Annotated in this window: 13 protein-coding genes; 9 read left to right on the top strand and 4 right to left on the bottom strand. The window is 63.9% G+C overall.

All coding sequences use genetic code 11. The features are described from left to right. The first annotated feature begins 73 nt into the window (after positions 1-73). From ACNJX9_RS32090 to ACNJX9_RS32070, 5 genes are all read left to right on the top strand, one after another. Complete coding sequence (locus ACNJX9_RS32090; protein WP_439406000.1) at positions 74-349, top strand: hypothetical protein; 276 nt, start codon at positions 74-76, stop codon at positions 347-349. Between the two features lie 250 nt (positions 350-599). Then, positions 600-2309, top strand: a complete 1710-nt coding sequence (locus tag ACNJX9_RS32085) for an NADH-ubiquinone oxidoreductase-F iron-sulfur binding region domain-containing protein (RefSeq protein ID WP_439405998.1) — start codon at positions 600-602, stop codon at positions 2307-2309. Then, positions 2306-5074, top strand: a complete 2769-nt coding sequence (fdhF, locus tag ACNJX9_RS32080; RefSeq protein WP_057747710.1) for a formate dehydrogenase subunit alpha — start codon at positions 2306-2308, stop codon at positions 5072-5074. The genes ACNJX9_RS32085 and fdhF overlap by 4 nt, the downstream gene beginning before the upstream one ends. Before the next feature lie 161 nt (positions 5075-5235). Then, positions 5236-5709 carry a Cys-tRNA(Pro) deacylase gene (gene ybaK / locus ACNJX9_RS32075; RefSeq protein WP_057747706.1) on the top strand — a complete coding sequence of 158 codons (474 nt, stop codon included), beginning with the start codon at positions 5236-5238 and terminating at the stop codon, positions 5707-5709. Between the two features lie 133 nt (positions 5710-5842). Continuing rightward, positions 5843-6259, top strand: coding sequence for a VOC family protein (locus tag ACNJX9_RS32070; RefSeq protein ID WP_439405996.1), 417 nt, complete (start codon positions 5843-5845; stop codon positions 6257-6259). A 109-nt stretch (positions 6260-6368) separates the two neighbouring features. Here ACNJX9_RS32070 and ACNJX9_RS32065 read toward each other — a convergent pair whose 3' ends face one another. From ACNJX9_RS32065 to ACNJX9_RS32055, 3 genes are all read right to left on the bottom strand, one after another. Beyond that, positions 6369-7478 carry a two pore domain potassium channel family protein gene (locus ACNJX9_RS32065; protein WP_439410159.1) on the bottom strand — a complete coding sequence of 370 codons (1110 nt, stop codon included), beginning with the start codon at positions 7476-7478 and terminating at the stop codon, positions 6369-6371. Between the two features lie 64 nt (positions 7479-7542). Then, complete coding sequence (locus ACNJX9_RS32060) at positions 7543-8736, bottom strand: L-dopachrome tautomerase-related protein (RefSeq protein ID WP_057747697.1); 1194 nt, start codon at positions 8734-8736, stop codon at positions 7543-7545. Between the two features lie 210 nt (positions 8737-8946). Then, complete coding sequence (locus ACNJX9_RS32055; protein ID WP_439405994.1) at positions 8947-9642, bottom strand: GntR family transcriptional regulator; 696 nt, start codon at positions 9640-9642, stop codon at positions 8947-8949. Between the two features lie 156 nt (positions 9643-9798). Here ACNJX9_RS32055 and tcuA point away from each other — a divergent pair, with 156 nt between their 5' ends. The 4 genes from tcuA (at position 9799) to ACNJX9_RS32035 (ending at position 13090) form a co-directional block, all read left to right on the top strand. After that, positions 9799-11190 (top strand): FAD-dependent tricarballylate dehydrogenase TcuA, encoded by a 1392-nt coding sequence (gene tcuA / locus ACNJX9_RS32050; RefSeq protein ID WP_057747694.1) that lies wholly within the window; start codon positions 9799-9801, stop codon positions 11188-11190. Beyond that, positions 11177-12283, top strand: coding sequence for a tricarballylate utilization 4Fe-4S protein TcuB (gene tcuB, locus ACNJX9_RS32045; RefSeq protein ID WP_439405992.1), 1107 nt, complete (start codon positions 11177-11179; stop codon positions 12281-12283). The genes tcuA and tcuB overlap by 14 nt, the downstream gene beginning before the upstream one ends. Before the next feature lie 71 nt (positions 12284-12354). After that, positions 12355-12513 (top strand): DUF5993 family protein, encoded by a 159-nt coding sequence (locus tag ACNJX9_RS32040; protein ID WP_439405990.1) that lies wholly within the window; start codon positions 12355-12357, stop codon positions 12511-12513. Positions 12514-12523: 10 nt separating this feature from the next. Next, a complete protein-coding gene (locus ACNJX9_RS32035; RefSeq protein WP_439405989.1) occupies positions 12524-13090 on the top strand; it encodes a disulfide bond formation protein B in 567 nt (188 codons plus the stop codon). Positions 13091-13144: 54 nt separating this feature from the next. On the opposite strand, the gene ACNJX9_RS32030 is transcribed toward ACNJX9_RS32035, so the two are convergent. Next, positions 13145-16549: an acyl-[ACP]--phospholipid O-acyltransferase gene (locus tag ACNJX9_RS32030; protein ID WP_439405988.1), complete on the bottom strand. Its 3405-nt coding sequence runs from the start codon at positions 16547-16549 to the stop codon at positions 13145-13147. Positions 16550-16803 lie beyond the last annotated feature (254 nt).

Raw genomic sequence — 16803 nt, 5'->3', positions numbered from 1 at the left:
CCGCCGCGGAAGGTCACATGGCCTTCCGCGCGCATCTGTCGAATTGCTCAAGAACAGAATCCAGGGGGATTTCATGCTTCGCACCCGTATCTGTCTTGCCGCCATGATGCTGGCAGCAAGCCTTCACACCGCGTCCGCGCAGACCGCGACGGCGCCTGCACCTGCCGCAACGACCGACGCCAAGCCACCGGGCAAGATCAAGCTCACCATGCAGAAGCTGAAACACATGAAGGCGAAGTGGGCCGCCAACAAGCCGAAGCTGAAGGCGTGTCGCGCCGAGGTGAAGGCCAAGGGGCTGACCGGCGACGACCGCTGGTTCTATATCCAGGACTGCATGGACAGGACCTAAGCCAGAGTTCCACGTTGCGGTTGCGCGGAGGGTACGCAGAGCGGTGGCCTTCCCCGTAAGGCATTATAGAATCTTTCTAAATTCTCTCTTGCATCTGGCATACCAGAGACTAGAGTCGGTTCGATCGGGTTCGATCCACTGTGCCGCGGAGACGCGGTTCCCGGATGATCGTGCCTAGAAGATCAGGGCGGATCGCGATGGTCGTCCCGCCCGGAGATCATCGCGCTTTTGAGGAGAACGCGACGTTTCCATGAGCAGCAACGACGACGTTCACAAGGTCAGGGAATTCGAGCATCCGGGCGAGGGGCGCCGGCGCGCCAAGGCGACGCCCAAGGGGCGTCAGGTCGACCCGACCGCCGCGCATGAGATTGAGCAATTGCTCGGAGATCGCCCGCGGCGGCGCGATCTCCTGATCGAATATCTGCACCTGATCCAGGACACATATCGCCAGATCTCGGCTGCGCATCTCGCCGCGCTCGCCGACGAGATGAAGCTCGCTTTCGCCGAAGTGTTCGAGACCGCGACCTTCTACGCGCATTTCGACGTGGTGAAGGAAGGCGAGCCTGATATTGCCCCACTGACGATCCGCGTCTGCGATTCGCTGACCTGCGCGATGCTCGGGGGAGAGAAGCTGCTCGCGGATTTGCAAGAAGCCTCGGGGCCCGGCATCCGCGTGGTGCGCGCGCCCTGCGTCGGCCGCTGCGATACCGCACCTGCCGCGGAAGTCGGACACAACTTCGTCGATCACGCGACCGTTGCCAATGTGATGGCTGCGGCGAAGGTCGGTGATACTCACGCGCATCTGCCTGATTATATCGATTACGACGCTTATTTTGCCGGCGGCGGCTACAAGCTGCTGGGCCGCTTGCGCTCGGGCGAGATGTCGAAGGACGATCTCTTGAAGTCGCTCGACGATGCGTCGCTGCGCGGCCTCGGCGGCGCGGGCTTCCCGACGGGACGCAAATGGCGTGCTGTGCTGGGCGAGCCCGGTCCGCGGCTGATGGCGATCAATGGCGACGAGGGCGAGCCCGGCACGTTCAAGGACCGCTATTATCTCGAAACCGATCCGCATCGCTTCATCGAGGGCATGATGATCGGCGCGCATGTGGTGCAGGCCTCCGACGTCTACATCTATCTGCGCGACGAATATCCGGCCTCGCGCGAGATCCTGACGCGCGAGATCGCGAAGTTGCCTGCGGGCGGCCCGACATTGCACATGCGCCGCGGCGCCGGCGCTTACATCTGCGGCGAAGAGTCTTCGCTGCTCGAAAGCATCGAGGGCAAGCGCGGGCTGCCGCGCCACAAGCCGCCTTATCCGTTCCAGGTCGGCCTGTTCGGCCTGCCGACGTTGATCAACAACATCGAGACGCTGTGGTGGGTGCGCGACATCGTCGAGAAGGGCGCTGACTGGTGGAAGGGCCATGGCCGCCATGAGCGTCATGGCTTGCGCAGCTTCTCGGTCTCGGGGCGCGTCAAGAATCCGGGCATGAAGCTTGCGCCTGCGGGCATCACGGTGCGCGAGCTGATCGACGAATATTGCGGCGGCATGGCCGATGGCCACCAGTTCTATGCGTACCTTCCGGGCGGCGCGTCCGGCGGCATCCTGCCGGCGTCGATGGACGGCATCCCGCTCGATTTCGGCACGCTGGAAAAATACGGCTGCTTCATCGGTTCGGCCGCGATCGTGATCCTGTCGCAAAAGGACAGCGTGCGCGCAGCCGCACTGAACCTGATGAAATTTTTCGAGGACGAGAGCTGCGGCCAGTGCACGCCGTGCCGCGTCGGAACCCAGAAGGCGGCGCTGCTGATGCAGAAGCCGGTCTGGAACCGCGCATTGCTGGAAGAATTGAGCCAGGCGATGCGCGATGCCTCGATCTGCGGGCTTGGCCAGGCGGCATCGAATCCGCTGTCCTCCGTGATCAAATATTTCCCTGACGAGTTCAAGGAAGCGGCCGAATGACCAAGATTACGTTCGAGCTCGACGGCAAGCAGGTCGAGGCCAGGCCCGGCGAGACGATCTGGCAGGTCGCCAAACGCCAGGGCCGCGACATCCCGCATTTGTGCTATTCGCCCGCGCCAGACTATCGCCCCGACGGCAATTGCCGCGCCTGCATGGTCGAGATCGAGGGCGAGCGGGTGCTGGCGGCTTCGTGCAAGCGCACGCCGTCGGTCGGCATGAAGGTGAAGACCGAATCCGCGCGCGCGACCGCCGCGCAGAAAATGGTGATGGAGCTGCTTGTCGCCGATCAGCCGGCGCGCCAGACCAGCCACGATCCGGATTCGAAATTCTGGCACTGGGCCGAGACCACGGGCGTCACCGAGAGCCGCTTCCCGGCTGCCGAGCGCTGGGAGACCGATGCCAGCCATCCGGCGATGCGGGTCAATCTCGATGCCTGCATCCAGTGCGGCCTGTGCGTGCGCGCTTGCCGCGAGGTCCAGGTCAATGACGTCATCGGCATGGCCTATCGCAACCATAGTTCCAAGATCGTCTTCGACTTCGACGATCCCATGGGCGAGTCGACCTGCGTTGCTTGCGGCGAATGCGTGCAGGCCTGTCCGACCGGCGCGCTGATGCCGGCCGTCATGCTCGACGACAAGCAGACCCGCGTGACTTACGCCGACAGGAAGGTGGATTCGCTCTGCCCGTTCTGCGGCGTCGGCTGCCAGGTCACCTACGAGGTCAAGGACGAGAAGGTGATTTATGCCGAGGGCCGCGATGGCCCCGCCAATCATAACCGTCTCTGCGTCAAGGGTCGCTTCGGCTTCGACTACATCCACCATCCGCATCGTCTGACCAAGCCGCTGGTGCGGCTGCCGAATGCGAAAAAGGATGCCAACGACCAGGTCGATCCGGCCAATCCCTTCACGCATTTCCGCGAGGCCAGCTGGGACGAGGCGCTCGACATCGCCGCCAAGGGCCTCGTCAAGATCCGCGACGAAAAGGGCGCGAAGGCGCTCGCCGGCTTCGGCTCGGCGAAGGGCTCGAACGAGGAGGCCTATCTGTTCCAGAAGCTGGTCCGCACCGGCTTCGGCTCGAACAACGTCGATCACTGCACCCGTCTGTGTCACGCTTCGTCGGTCGCCGCGCTGTTCGAAGGTCTGAGCTCCGGCGCGGTGTCGGCGCCGTTCTCGGCGGCGATGGACGCGGAAGTGATCTGGGTGATCGGCGCCAATCCGACCGTCAACCATCCGGTGGCCGCGACGTTCATCAAGAACGCGGTCAAGCAGAACGGCGCAAAACTGTTCGTGATGGATCCGCGCCGGCAGTCGCTGTCGCGTCACGCCACCAAGCATCTGCAGTTCAAGCCCGGCTCCGACGTCGCCATGCTGAACGCGATGATCAACACGATCATCACCGAAGGCCTGACCGACGACCAGTACATCGCGGGCTACACCGAGGGCTTCGAGGACCTCAAGGAGAAGATCAAGGAGTTCACGCCGGAGAAGATGGAGCCGATCTGCGGCATCCCGGCGCAGACGCTGCGCGAGGTGGCGCGAACCTACGCGCGCGCCAAATCGTCGATCATCTTCTGGGGCATGGGCATCAGCCAGCACGTCCACGGCACCGACAATGCGCGCTGCCTGATCGCGCTGGCGCTGATCACCGGCCAGGTCGGTCGGCCCGGCACCGGCCTGCATCCGCTGCGCGGCCAGAACAACGTGCAAGGAGCGTCCGACGCCGGCCTGATCCCGATGTTCCTGCCGGACTACCAGCCGGTCGGCCGCGACGATCTGCGCGGCAGCTTCGAAAAGCTGTGGCAGCAGGATCTCGATCCCGTCCGCGGCCTGACCGTGGTCGAGATCATGAACGCGATCCATGCCGGCGAGATCAAGGGCATGTATATCGAGGGCGAGAATCCGGCGATGTCCGATCCGGATCTGCAGCACGCACGCCAGGCGCTCGCGATGCTCGATCATCTCGTTGTGCAGGATCTCTTCGTCACCGAGACTGCGTTCCACGCGGACGTCATCCTGCCGGCCTCGGCGTTTGCCGAGAAGGACGGCTCCTTCACCAACACCGATCGCCGCGTCCAGCTCGCGCGTCAGGTCATCAAGCCGCCGGGCGATGCGCGGCAGGATCTCTGGATCATCCAGGAGATCGGCAAGCGCATGGGCCTGCCCTGGAATTATGCCGGCCCGGGCGAGGTCTACACCGAGATGGCGGAGCTGATGCCGTCGCTGAAGAACATCAGCTGGGAGCGGCTGGTGCGCGAAGGCGCCGTCACCTATCCGGCCGATGCTCCCGACAAGCCCGGCAACGAGATCATCTTCACCACGGGCTTCCCGACCGCGAGCGGCCGCGGCAAGATCGTGCCGGCCAAGGTCATCCCGCCGGACGAACTGCCGGACGACGAATATCCCATGGTGCTCTCGACCGGCCGTGTGCTCGAACACTGGCACACCGGCTCGATGACCCGCCGCGCCCAGGTGCTCGACCAGATCGAGCCCGAGGCGGTGGCGTTCATGTCGCCGAAGGACATGCGCAAGAAGAAGCTCGTGCCCGGCGATTTCATCCGCCTTGAAACCCGCCGCGGCGCGGTCGAGGTCAAGGTGCGGTCGGACCGCGACGTGCCCGAGAACATGGTGTTCATGCCGTTCTGCTACGCGGAAGCGGCGGCGAACCTGCTCACCAATCCGGCGCTCGACCCGTTCGGCAAGATCCCGGAGTTCAAGTTCTGCGCGGCGAGGGCCGAGCGCGCGGAGATGCGGGACGCGGCGGAGTAGGGCGGCGAAAACAACCCCATGCACAGTAGGAACGGGGGTTGAAAGGCTTGAGCTATTTTCGGTGTTACCGAAAAGTGCTTGTGGCGTCGGGCAAAACACCTGTATAAGGGCATGATCACCAACAGCGCCCGGCGTCGCCGCGACGGCGGCAAACGTATCCCATGTCCAAGATCACCCCGGCCACCCGCGCGCTCACCGCCGCCGGTGTCGCTTTCACCGTCCACGCCTACGACTATGATCCCGATGCCGAAAGCATCGGCCTGCAGGCCGCCGCCGCGCTCGGCGAAGATCCGGCGCGCGTCTTGAAGACGCTGATGGCGCTGGTGGACGGCAAGCCGGTTTGCGTCATCGTGCCGTCCGACCAGGAAGTCTCGATGAAGAAGCTCGCCGCGGCCGCGGGCGGCAAGTCAGCACAGATGATGAAGCCGCCGGAGGCCGAGCGCGTCACCGGCTACAAGGTCGGCGGCATCAGCCCGTTCGGGCAGCGCAAGCAGGTCGCCACCGTGATCGAGAGAAGCGCGCTCGCGCATGACCTCGTCTATCTCAACGGCGGCCAGCGCGGCTTGCAGGTGAGGATGAGGCCGACCGATGCGCGGGATGTTGCGAAGGCAGTTGTGGCCGACGTGCTGGCGTGAGCGTTTTCGAGCTGGACGCCGACGGCCGCGGATCAAGGGGGCCCGTCGGCATGGGCCAGGGATCGAGAGAGGCCCCACTGAAGGCGACCGGCAAGGTGTTGCATCACATCCTCCAGCGATCTAGCTTGGTCGCATGCGATCTCAGCTGCTCGTCCTTTGTCGCGATGTTCCAGCTTCCAGCCGATGGTATCAAAAGCTACTCGGCTGCGTCGGCGGGCATGGCGGAACCGAATATGAGCGGCTTTGGGACCCACGGCACCACACGAGCAAGTGGGGGAGTGACGGGCTGATCTTGCAACTGCACGACTGGAATGCTGATCACCATCATGGTCCGCTTGGCGACATCGACAAGCCCATCGGCAATGGAATTCTGCTCTGGTTCGAAGTCGATGATTTCGACGAAGTGGTCCTTCGGGCCCGGGACCTTGAAGCCCACGTCGTCCGCGACGTCCACGTCAACCCGAACGCGGGGCATCGGGAATTCTGGATCAGGGATCTCGACGGTTACATGGTCGTGATCGCATCTCCGGATGGCGAGGGTATCGCGTAGCGCGGCTTGTAGGTGCGGATGAAACCGACCGATGTGCGGGATGTCGCGAAGGCGGTCGCTGCGCACGTGCTGGCCTGACGCAATTAAAGAGACTGGGAGTTTGCGGCCTTCAATCCGAGCCACTCGGAACGGCGCCCTCTCCTCGATGGTCCGAGCGAAAGATAGGTGTTTGGGCCCTCGGCATCGCAGGATCGATTTCCGCGAGCGCGTAAGCCATCGAATTGCCAACCAGATGGACGAGGCTATCCCACTTTGTTCTGTGTTCGACGTACGACTCGACGGAATTGCGAAGATCGTCGGTGACGCAAATTCCGGCGATCAGTAGTCGCTCTCGCGCATGATCATACCGGACCCGCCAGAGTTGCTGATTCGCACCGACGGGTTCACCCGATGGTTTTTTATGCAGGAAGACGCCGTTGAGGGTCGCAAGGAGCATTAGCCCGGACAACCAGACCTGCGTGACCGCACCGGATTTTTTCAGCCATTCCGCATCGTCCGGCAATGCACTTCGGATCAGTGAAACGGCATCAAGCGCGATGAGACACGACCTCGACACGGCGTAAATCGGTTCAGGGAAGCGGAAGTAGAACAGGATGGGATAAAAATGGTGGGCTTCCTTCGCGTCCGTCAGCTCTACCGCCATCTCGGAAAGGTTGTTGTAACCCGCGCTGAGCTGGTTCTTCGCAAATAGATGCGCGAGCAGTTCCGCAGCATCACCGGTCTCACCAGAGAGGGTGTGGATTTTGAGGCATAGTGAGTTTCTGCTCCTGAGAGCGCCGTAGATTTGCATCAGATAAGTGATGGTGAGCGATATGACTGACGTTCCGATCACCGAATTGACAAGAAACAGCAGCTTCGCGCCGGCGCTTTGCGGACCAAAATTGCTCCCGCCAACGATCGAAAGACTGCTTCCGGCCACATATAGTGCGGTCGTAAAATCGGTTGGTGTCTGTTGGTTGCTGTTCGTGATACTCGTCCCGAGCAGAGGGTGCACAACCAGCGCGGCCCCGAGCGCGAGCAGAAACGACCAGGTCAGTAGCAAGGCGACCAGGATAAGAGGTCCGCAGAACGAGAGCAGATGATTATTGCGGCTGGAGCAAATCCCGCGCATGGCCAGCCACACCAGCCTTGCCAGGCGGTCGCTCACGATCCCGGTGCCCGCGCGCGCGTAGAGCACCGTGAGGAAGACGTCAGCTAGGACGACGGCTATCAGCGACATGCCCAATATGGGCTCCAACCAATGCACCATCGGCCTCCTCGGCTGAGTCGCCAGGCCTTGTCGCTTACTTCCGTTTCGAGGCGCTGCCTGAGGTGACCGCGCCGGGATCGCGCGGCATGAACTTGAACAAAGTGAAGCTCTTGTCCGTCCATGCCATGTGGAACCAGGGCGAATCCTGAATATGCGATGCCGTCACATAGATGTGGCCGTCAGGACCTTGCGAAAAAGTATCGGGCCAGCGCAGGCGCGAATCCGTCAACAGCTGGCGTATGCTGCCGTCGTGCGGGTTGATGATCTTGACTGCGTTATTGGCGATCGAGCTGAGGTAAATCTCGTCATTCTCTCCCGTCCAGAGCCCGTCCGCCGGCTCTGTCTTGGCTACCATCTCGGGACGCGCACGGCTTGCCCTGTCGGGATTCTGGATGCTGGACGTGGAAATTCGGTAAAGGATCTTCCCGGTCAGGGCTTGCCAATACAGCGTGCTGCCGTCTTTGGACAGCGCCAGGCTATCTGCATTGAAGAGCGGTTGCCGTCCATCGGGCCGCCGCAGCGGCTGACCATCGGTCATCACATTGACGCTGGCATCGAATTGGGTTGAAGGATCGTCGCTCAGCACCCGCCAAGCCTGCCCTGAGTCAATGTCGAGGACGACGAGGCCGCCGGGTGAGCCGGAGTCGGTGAGGTAGGCGAATTTTCCATCGGGCGCGATGCGGATATCATTCAGATAGCTACCCGGACCAGCTATCTCTTGAGAAATCGGGAAAGATCGTTTCACGTTGTTCGATTTCAGATCTATCTCGACGATCTTGGGCCCGCCCTTGATGGTCTTCTCGGTATTTGGGGCCGCCGGATCGACGACCCAGAGAGATCCCCGCTGGTCCGCGACGACGCTTTGAACGCAAACGAAGTGATCGTTTGGTGAGACCTCGGACATCCGTACGTTGCGCCAGCTGTTCCACTCCCCATTGGGGTAAGGCTTGGTCGACCCATCCGGCAGAAGCTCAGCCACCGAAACGGGCGTGTCCTCCGTCCAGCGCGGGAAATTCACGAAGATACGGCCGTCCGGTGCCACGGTGACACCGGTGACCTGATGGTCGAATGTCGCGACCACTTGCAAGCGGTCGTCGCGAGTGTCGACCAAAGGAGAGACAAGTCGTTCCGCTTTGGCCTTGATGTCTTCTGTCGCCGTTTGCGCATGGACAGTGGAGGAGATCGACAGGAGCACTGCCGCGCAGTAGCCGAACGAGTTTGGACGCATTGCGTCGACCTCTCACTTGGGGAAACTCACGACACAATCTTCTCCTTTCGACATCGTTCCTGCTGCCGAGCGAAACCGAGCCACAAGACGTCGCGCGTAAACCTAGGTTAAGCATCGCGGCTCGCACCGGGGAAAGGTCACAAGCAGTCGCTGCCGGCCAACTGGGGCCACTTCCGCTTACCCCACGAAGCAGATGTTTATGATGCACGTCTACTGCTTCTGCAGCAGCTTCAGTCGGCAACGCAGCGCCTCGCGGATATGCGCGCGCGCGAGCTGCTCGGCGTTGTCGCCGTCGCGCGCCGCGATGGCATCGATGATGGCCAGGTGTTCGCCGTGGCTGGTTGAGGGGCGGCCTGTCACGGTGAACGTCGTGGGGCCGAGCAGGGAGATCCAGTCCTGCAATTCGCGCGAGGCGTTGTCGAGATAGCGGTTGCGCGCGGCTCGGCAGACTGCCTGGTGGAAGGCGCGATTGAGCCTTGCCATTTCTCTTGCCATCTCGGCGGCGTCTGTCTTGGATGCTTCCGCCAAAGCCTGCTCGATGTCCCTGAGCGCGTCGACCTCCGGCGCCGAGGCGTGCGCGGCGGCGAGGCGCGCGGCCGCGCCCTCCATGATCTCGCGCATGGCGTAGAGCTCGAGCACCTCCGAGATGTCGAGGTTGCGCACGATCAGGCCGCGGCCGCCGGCGGGCTCGACGAAGCCGCGCGCCGCGAGGCGGCTAAGGGCTTCGCGCACCGGCGTGCGGCTGACCTTCAGCCGTTGAGCAACCTCTTCCTCGCGCAGGCGGTCCCCGGCGCGGTAGCTGCCGGCCTGGAGCGCCGCGCAGAGCGAGCGGAACACGGCTTCGCCCAGCGCGACGCCGCCGTCGCGCGCGATCGATCCGCCTGACTTTGCCGGGCGTCTGGCCATGGTCCCTCGAAGCGCCGCGCGCATCCTGCCCATGCAGAGATGCCGCTTGCTTGAATTCTGTATATCATTGTATACAAAGGTACGCAAGCGGGGCCGGCTTGACCGGATTCCCTTGCGGGCAGAATGTCTCCAACTTAGCCGCATCGGACGGACCGTATGGGCAGCAAATACGATGTGCTGGTGATCGGCGGCGGCAATGCGGCGCTGTGCGCGGCGATTTCGGCGCGCCGCGGCGGCGCCTCGGTGCTGGTGCTGGAAGGCGCGCCAAAATTCTATCGCGGCGGCAACACCCGCCACACCCGCAACATGCGCTGCGCCCATGACGCCGCCACCGAAATTCTCACGGGCCCCTACACCGAGGAGGAGTTCTGGGAGGATCTGCTGCGCGTCACCGGCGGGCAGACCGACGAGCTGCTCGCTCGTCACATGATCCGCGAGTCCAAGGACATCCTGAACTGGATCGTGGAGCAGGGCGTGCGCTGGCAGCCCTCGCTCGGCGGCACGCTCAGCCTCGGCCGCACCAACTCCTTCTTTCTCGGCGGCGGCCGCGCCATGCTGAACGCGCTTTACCTCACTGCCGAACAGCTTGGCGTCGAGGTCGAATACGATGCCGAGGTCACCGACCTCGTGATCGAGGACGGCATGTTTCTCGCCGCCCGCCTCAAGCGGCCGATCAAGGGCGAGACCGAGATGCGCGCGACCGCGCTGGTCGCGGCGGCCGGCGGGTTCGAGGCCAACATCGAATGGCTGAAGCAATATTGGGGCGAGGCGGCCGACAATTTCCTGATCCGCGGCACGCCGTACAATCGCGGCTCGATCCTGAAGATGCTGCTCGACAAGGGTGTCCAGGAGGTCGGCGATCCCACCCAGTGCCACGCGGTCGCGATCGATGCCCGCGCGCCAAAGTTCGACGGCGGCATCATCACGCGGCATGACTCGGTCGTGTTCGGCATCGTCGTCAACAAGCACGCCCAGCGCTTCTATGACGAGGGCGAGGACATCTGGCCGAAGCGCTATGCGATCTGGGGGCGGCTGGTCGCGGCGCAGCCCGACCAGATTGCCTACATCATCTTCGATTCGACCGTGGTCAGCAGCTTCATGCCCACGCTGTTCCCGCCGATCGCCGGTCAAACCGTGGCTGAGCTCGCCGGCAAGCTGGGGCTCGATCCGGCGGCGCTGGAAAAGACCATCACCGAATTCAACGCGGCGGTGCGGCCGGGTACCTTCGATCATACCATTCTCGACGACTGCCGCACCGAAGGCGTCACGCCGCCCAAGACGCATTGGGCGCGCAAGATCGAGACGCCGCCCTATCTCGCCTATCCCGTGCGGCCGGGCATCACCTTTACCTATCTTGGCACGCGCGTGAACAAGGAGGCGCGGATGTTGATGGCTGACGGCAAGCCGTCGGCGAACATGTTTGCAGCCGGCGAGATCATGGCCGGCAACGTGTTGGGTAAAGGCTATGCCGCCGGCATGGGCATGACCATCGGCAGCGTGTTCGGGCGGATCGCAGGACGGGAAGCGGCGAAACATGCACGGAACTAGAATTCTTGATGAGGCCGACCGTCTGATGACGGTCTGCAATTCCTGCCGCTATTGCGAGGGCCTGTGCGCGGTGTTTCCCGCCATGGAGATGCGGCGCGCCTTCTCGGACGGCGATCTCAACTATCTCGCCAACCTCTGCCATTCCTGCGGCGCCTGCTACGTCGACTGCCAGTTCTCGCCGCCGCACGAGTTCAACGTCAACGTTCCCAAGACGCTGGCGGTCGCGCGCGCCGAATCCTATGCGGCCTATGCCTGGCCGCAGGCGCTGTCCGGCGCCTTCGCCCGCAACGGCCTCGTCATCAGCATCGTTGCCGCGCTCAGCATGGCGGCCTTTATCCTCGGTTTCGCCGCGCTCAACGACCGCGGCGTGCTGTTCGGTGTGCACACCGGGCCCGGTGCGTTCTACAAGCTGATGCCACACAGCGCGATGGCCGTGCTGTTCAGCGCCGCGTTTCTTTATGCCGTTGTCGCGCTGGTGATGAGCGTGCGTGCGTTCTGGCGCGACATCGGCGCGCCGATCGGCGGGCACGCCGACGGCGGCTCGATCTTCCAGGCGATCCGCGATGCCGGCGAGCTGCGCTATCTCCATGGCGGCGGCGTCGGCTGCTACAACGAGGACGACAAGCCGACCGACCGGCGCAAGCTCTTCCATCACCTGACGTTCTACGGCTTCCTGCTGTGCTTTGCCGCGACTTCGGTGGCGACGCTCTATCACTATCTGCTCGGCCGGGAGGCACCGTATCCTTGGTGGGATCTGCCGGTCGTGCTCGGCACGCTCGGCGGCGTCGGCCTCATCGTCGGCCCAATCGGGCTTCTCGTCGCGAAATCTCGGCGCGCGCCCGAACTGCTCGACGAGAACAGTTACGGCATGGACGTCGGCTTCATCGCCATGCTGTTCCTGACGGGTCTCACCGGCATGCTGGTTCTGATTTTGCGCGAGACAGCCGCCATGGGTCCACTGCTGGCGCTGCATCTCGGCGCGGTTTTCGCATTGTTCATCACCATGCCCTACGGCAAATTCGTGCACGGCATCTACCGCTTCGCTGCGCTGGTGCGCTACGCGCAGGAACGGCGCAGCGAAGCCGGCTCTTGAGGGACGCGCGGCTCTAACGTATCTCTTGAGCCATTCGCGCTATGCGCGAATCGCTTGGGGAGCCCGCGCTCATGTACATGTTTGTGCCATTTCTGTTGGCGCTCGCCGGCTGCGTGAGCGTCTGGCGTTCCCACGCGCGACTGGGCTACGGACTGTGGGGCGCAACGATCGTCGTCACCGTCGCGTGGTTCTTCCATCACGCGACCGATCCGCTGAAATTCTCTTTCTGACGGTGTCGAGATGAGCATCGTTGATACGAGCAAGAAACCGCCGGTCGGCGCGATCCTGAATGCGGCGGGATTGCTCGGGATCTCGCTAATCCTGACGGTCGCCTTCTCCTACCAACTTGGGCTGGGCGAATTGCCTTGTCCGCTTTGCCTGCTGCAACGAGCCGGGTTCATCGCAATCGGCATGGGGTTCCTGTTCAACCTGCGTCTCGGTGAGCGGCCGTCGCACTATGCGATGATCCTCATGGCCAGCCTCGTCACCGGCTTTATTGCGATGCGGCAGGTGTCGCTGCATCTGGCGCCCGGCGATCCCGGCTACGGTTCGGCGTTGTGGGGCTTGCACTTCTACACCTGGGCGCTCATCGCGGCCGTAGCTGTGGTGTGCTATGTCGCGTTGGTCCTTGTCCTGAAGGATGCGACCGGCAAGCAAGAGGGGGATGCGCCCGTGACCGGGTTCGCGTCCAATGCGGTCTTTGCGATGTTCGCATTGCTGGTTGCCGCAAATCTCCTTTCCACCGTGCTGGAGTGCGGCGCAGGTCAGTGTGACGACAACCCGGTCCGCTATCTCCTGCTCAGGTGAGTACGTGGAGGAGGCCGTCGCACCGGGCATCCGCCGATGCGACGATCCTGACCCTTACGCCACCTCGCGCTCCGGCGCGGAGGCCTGCTCGCGGGCCATCGCCGTGGCGGTGACGTAGTCGGTCTTGCCGGTGCCGAGCAGCGGCACCTTGTCGACCACCATGATCGTCGCGGGCACGGTCAGCTCGGAGGCGCCGATCGCCTTGGCCTGGGCCTGCATCGCGCTGCGCTCGGCATTCTTCTCCGTCGTCAGCAGCACGATACGCTCCCCCTTGCGCTGGTCGGGGATCGAGACGGCAACCGAGGCAGCCTGCGGCCACAGCGTGGTCGCGATGCTCTCGACCGCCGACAGCGAGACCATCTCGCCGGCGATCTTGGCAAAGCGCTTGGCGCGGCCCTTGATGGTGATGAAGCCGGCTGTGTCGATCGCGACGATGTCGCCGGTGTCGTGCCAGCCCTCGGGCAGCACTTCGAGCACACCAGGGTTTTCGGCCCTGAGGTAACCGAGCATGACGTTCGGTCCGCGCACCGACAGGCGTCCGCCTTCCTCGATGCCGGGGACCGGATCGAGGCGGCTCTCCATCAGCGGCGACAGGCGGCCGACGGTGCCGGGGCGGTTCGCCATCGGCGTGTTCATCGCCAGCACCGGCGCCGTCTCGGTGACGCCATAGCCTTCGAGAATGCGGATGCCATAGCGCTCCATGAACACCTGGCGTGTGCGATCCTTCACTGCCTCGGCGCCGGCGATCACCAGGCGCAGGGTGCGGAAGTCGTAAGGGTGCGCCGAGCGGGCATAGCCGGTGAGGAACGTATCGGTGCCGAACAGGATGGTGGCGCCGGTCTGGTAGATCAGCTCGGGCACGATGCGGTAGTGCAGCGGCGAGGGATACATGTAGATCGGAATGCCCGCCAGCATTGGCATCATCATTCCGCCTGTGAGCCCAAACGAGTGGAACACGGGCAGCACGTTGAACACCTTGTCATTGGCGTTGGCATCGACCCGCGCCAGCGCCTGCGCCGCGTTGGCGAGGATGTTGCGGTGGGACAGCACCACGCCCTTGGGCGTGCCTTCCGAGCCCGAGGTGAACAGCACGACGGCCGGATCGTTGGCCTGGCGGGCAACGCGCGGTGCGGTGCCTGCGAGTAGTCCCTTGATCTTGTCGACCGTGCCGATCGAGGCTCTGATGTCCTCGAGATAGACGATGCGCGCCTCCGCGGAGATCGCGGCCATCAGCTTGTCGAGCTTGCCCTTCTCGATGAAGGCCTTCGACGTCAGCACGGTGTTGACCTGCGCGGCCTTCATGGCGGCGAGCACGTTGACCGGGCCGGCCGAGAAGTTGAGCATGGCCGGAACGCGGCCGATGCTCTGCAGCGCCATGAAGACGGCGGCGACGCCGGCGGAGTTCGGCAGCAGCACGCCGACATTCTCGCCGGCCGAGGTACCGGCCTCCAACTTGCGGCTCAAAACCTGCGCACCGAGGATCAGCTTGCGATAGGTCAGCTTGGTGCCGAGCGCATCCTCGATGATGACCTTGCCGGTGTCGCGGTCGCGATAGGCATGGCCCAGCGCTTCGAACAGCGTGTGATCGAGCATGGCGTTCTTGACCATCGCGTCGATCATGACGTCCTGCAGCGCAGCACCCGCGGCATTGCGGCGCGCCTTGCCTTTCAGCTCCGAGGCGACCGGCAGCTTGACCGGCGGCAGGATCGTCACCGTCACCCGCGGGAACCACGAGCGCTTGATCTGGCTGCTATTGAGATAGCTGAGGTGGGAGCGCTGCGCGCCTTCGATGCGAACCGGCACGACCACGGCGTCGGCCTTGTCAGCGATCATCGCGGTGCCGTCATAGACCTTCATCAGCGAGCCGGAGACGGTGATGCGTCCCTCCGGGAAGATCACGACGGGCTCGCCGGCCGCGACGAGCTTGATCAGGTCGCGCGCGGCCAGCGGCTTGCTCGGGTCCATGGTGTAGTGCTTGACCACCCGCAGGAACGGTTTGGCCCACCAGGCCTTGGAGATGCCGGTGTCGACCGCGAAGCTGGCGTCGATCGGCAGCACGGCGTGCAGCAGCGGACCGTCGATCAGGCTGACATGGTTGGGCGCGATCAGCATGCGCGTGCCCGGCGGCGGCAGGTTCTCGAGCCCGCGCACCTCGGTGCGGAACAGGGCGCGGAATAATAGTCCGCCGAAATCGCGGACGCCTTCCTTGCCCCACTTCGTGAGCACGAACCAGACCGCACCGAAGCTGGCGACGCCGAGCCCGAAGAAGATCCAGCCGACATGCAAGCCGCCCGCCTGCAGCAGCGCGACGAACAGCGAGCCCACCACCATGAAGGCGGCCTGCAGCACGTTGCCGGCGGCGATGATGCGGGCACGCTCGTTCGGCGCGGACCAGGCCTGCACGGCGGCGAATGACGGCACCACGAACAGGCCGCCGCCGAAGGCGAAGGCGACGAAGTCTGCCAACATGCGCAGGCCGGCGAAGGAGGTTGCGAAATCGAGCGCAGCGATGTCCTGGCCCTTGCTGGTCACCGCGATGGCCAAGGCGAGGTCAAGGCCGGCGCAGCCCATGATGATGGCGCCGATCGGCACCAGCGCGAGGTTCGGGCGAACATGGCTCAGGCTGGCCGCGAACAGCGAGCCGACGGCAATGCCGATCGCGAAGATGGCCAGGCACAGCGTCACCACGCCCTCGCTGCCGCCGACGACATCCTTCACCAGCGCCGGCAACAGCGACAGCACGATGGCGCCGACCAGCCAGAACCAGGAGACGATCACGGTGCCGTCCCACAGCCGGTGGTCAGCGTGCAGCGTCCTGAGCAGACCGAGTGTCGAGGTCCAGGGATTGGCATCGACGGGCAGATCTGGCGCGGAGGGCGTCGTCTGCGGAATGCGGGAGGCAAAGGCCCAGGACAGCAGGGCGAGCACGACCACGGCCGATGCGACCCAGCCCATATGGGCGGAGCCCGCGACGAACTGGCCGCCGGCGACGGTGCCGAGCAGGATCGCCATGAAGGTCGCGCCCTCGACCAGCGCGTTGCCGGTGGCGAGCTCGCCGAGCTCGAGCTGGTCCGGCAGCATGGCGTATTTCACCGGGCCAAACAGCGCGGCGATGATGCCGAACAGTGCCAGCGCGGTGAACAGCAGCGGCACCGAATGCATGAAGAAGCCGGCGGCAGCGAAGCTTGCTGCGAAGATCTCGGCAAACTTCAACCGCCTTGCGACGACCGATTTGACGTATTTGTCGGCAAGCTGGCCGCCGAGCCCGGACAGGATGAAATAGGGGAAGATGAAGACGGCGCCGGCCACTGTCACAAGCGCATCGCCGTGGCCTGTCGCGGCGCTGTAAAGCAGGATGATGACGAGTGCGTTCTTGAGCACGTTGTCATTGAGCGCCGAGAAAAATTGCGCCCAGAACAGCGGCGCAAAGCGGCGAGACGACATCAATTCCCTGATCATGACGAGTCCTGTTGTGGAAAGGCAGCCTGAGATTGTTACGTTGCGGGTCGAACGTCACGACCGGAAGGGGGTGGGGAGCGATTGCAGGCGACGATGCTTGCCGGCCTGCCATGTCCCCTGCCGTCCCTCCGATCCTGTTGGTCTCCAGCTTGTCTCGTTAGGTTCGCAAAATATCCGGTCGCGGACCCAGCTTCGGGCGGAAATGCCGCGATTATGCGGATATCGCCGGGGCCAATAGCAAAAGCTGAACGGCA

The organism is Bradyrhizobium sp. BLXBL-03 (assembly GCF_051853015.1).
In the GTDB taxonomy this organism is placed as follows: Bacteria; Pseudomonadota; Alphaproteobacteria; order Rhizobiales; family Xanthobacteraceae; genus Bradyrhizobium; species Bradyrhizobium manausense.
Note: the sequence above shows the minus strand (reverse complement) of the source record. Positions and strands in the feature narration are given on the sequence as shown.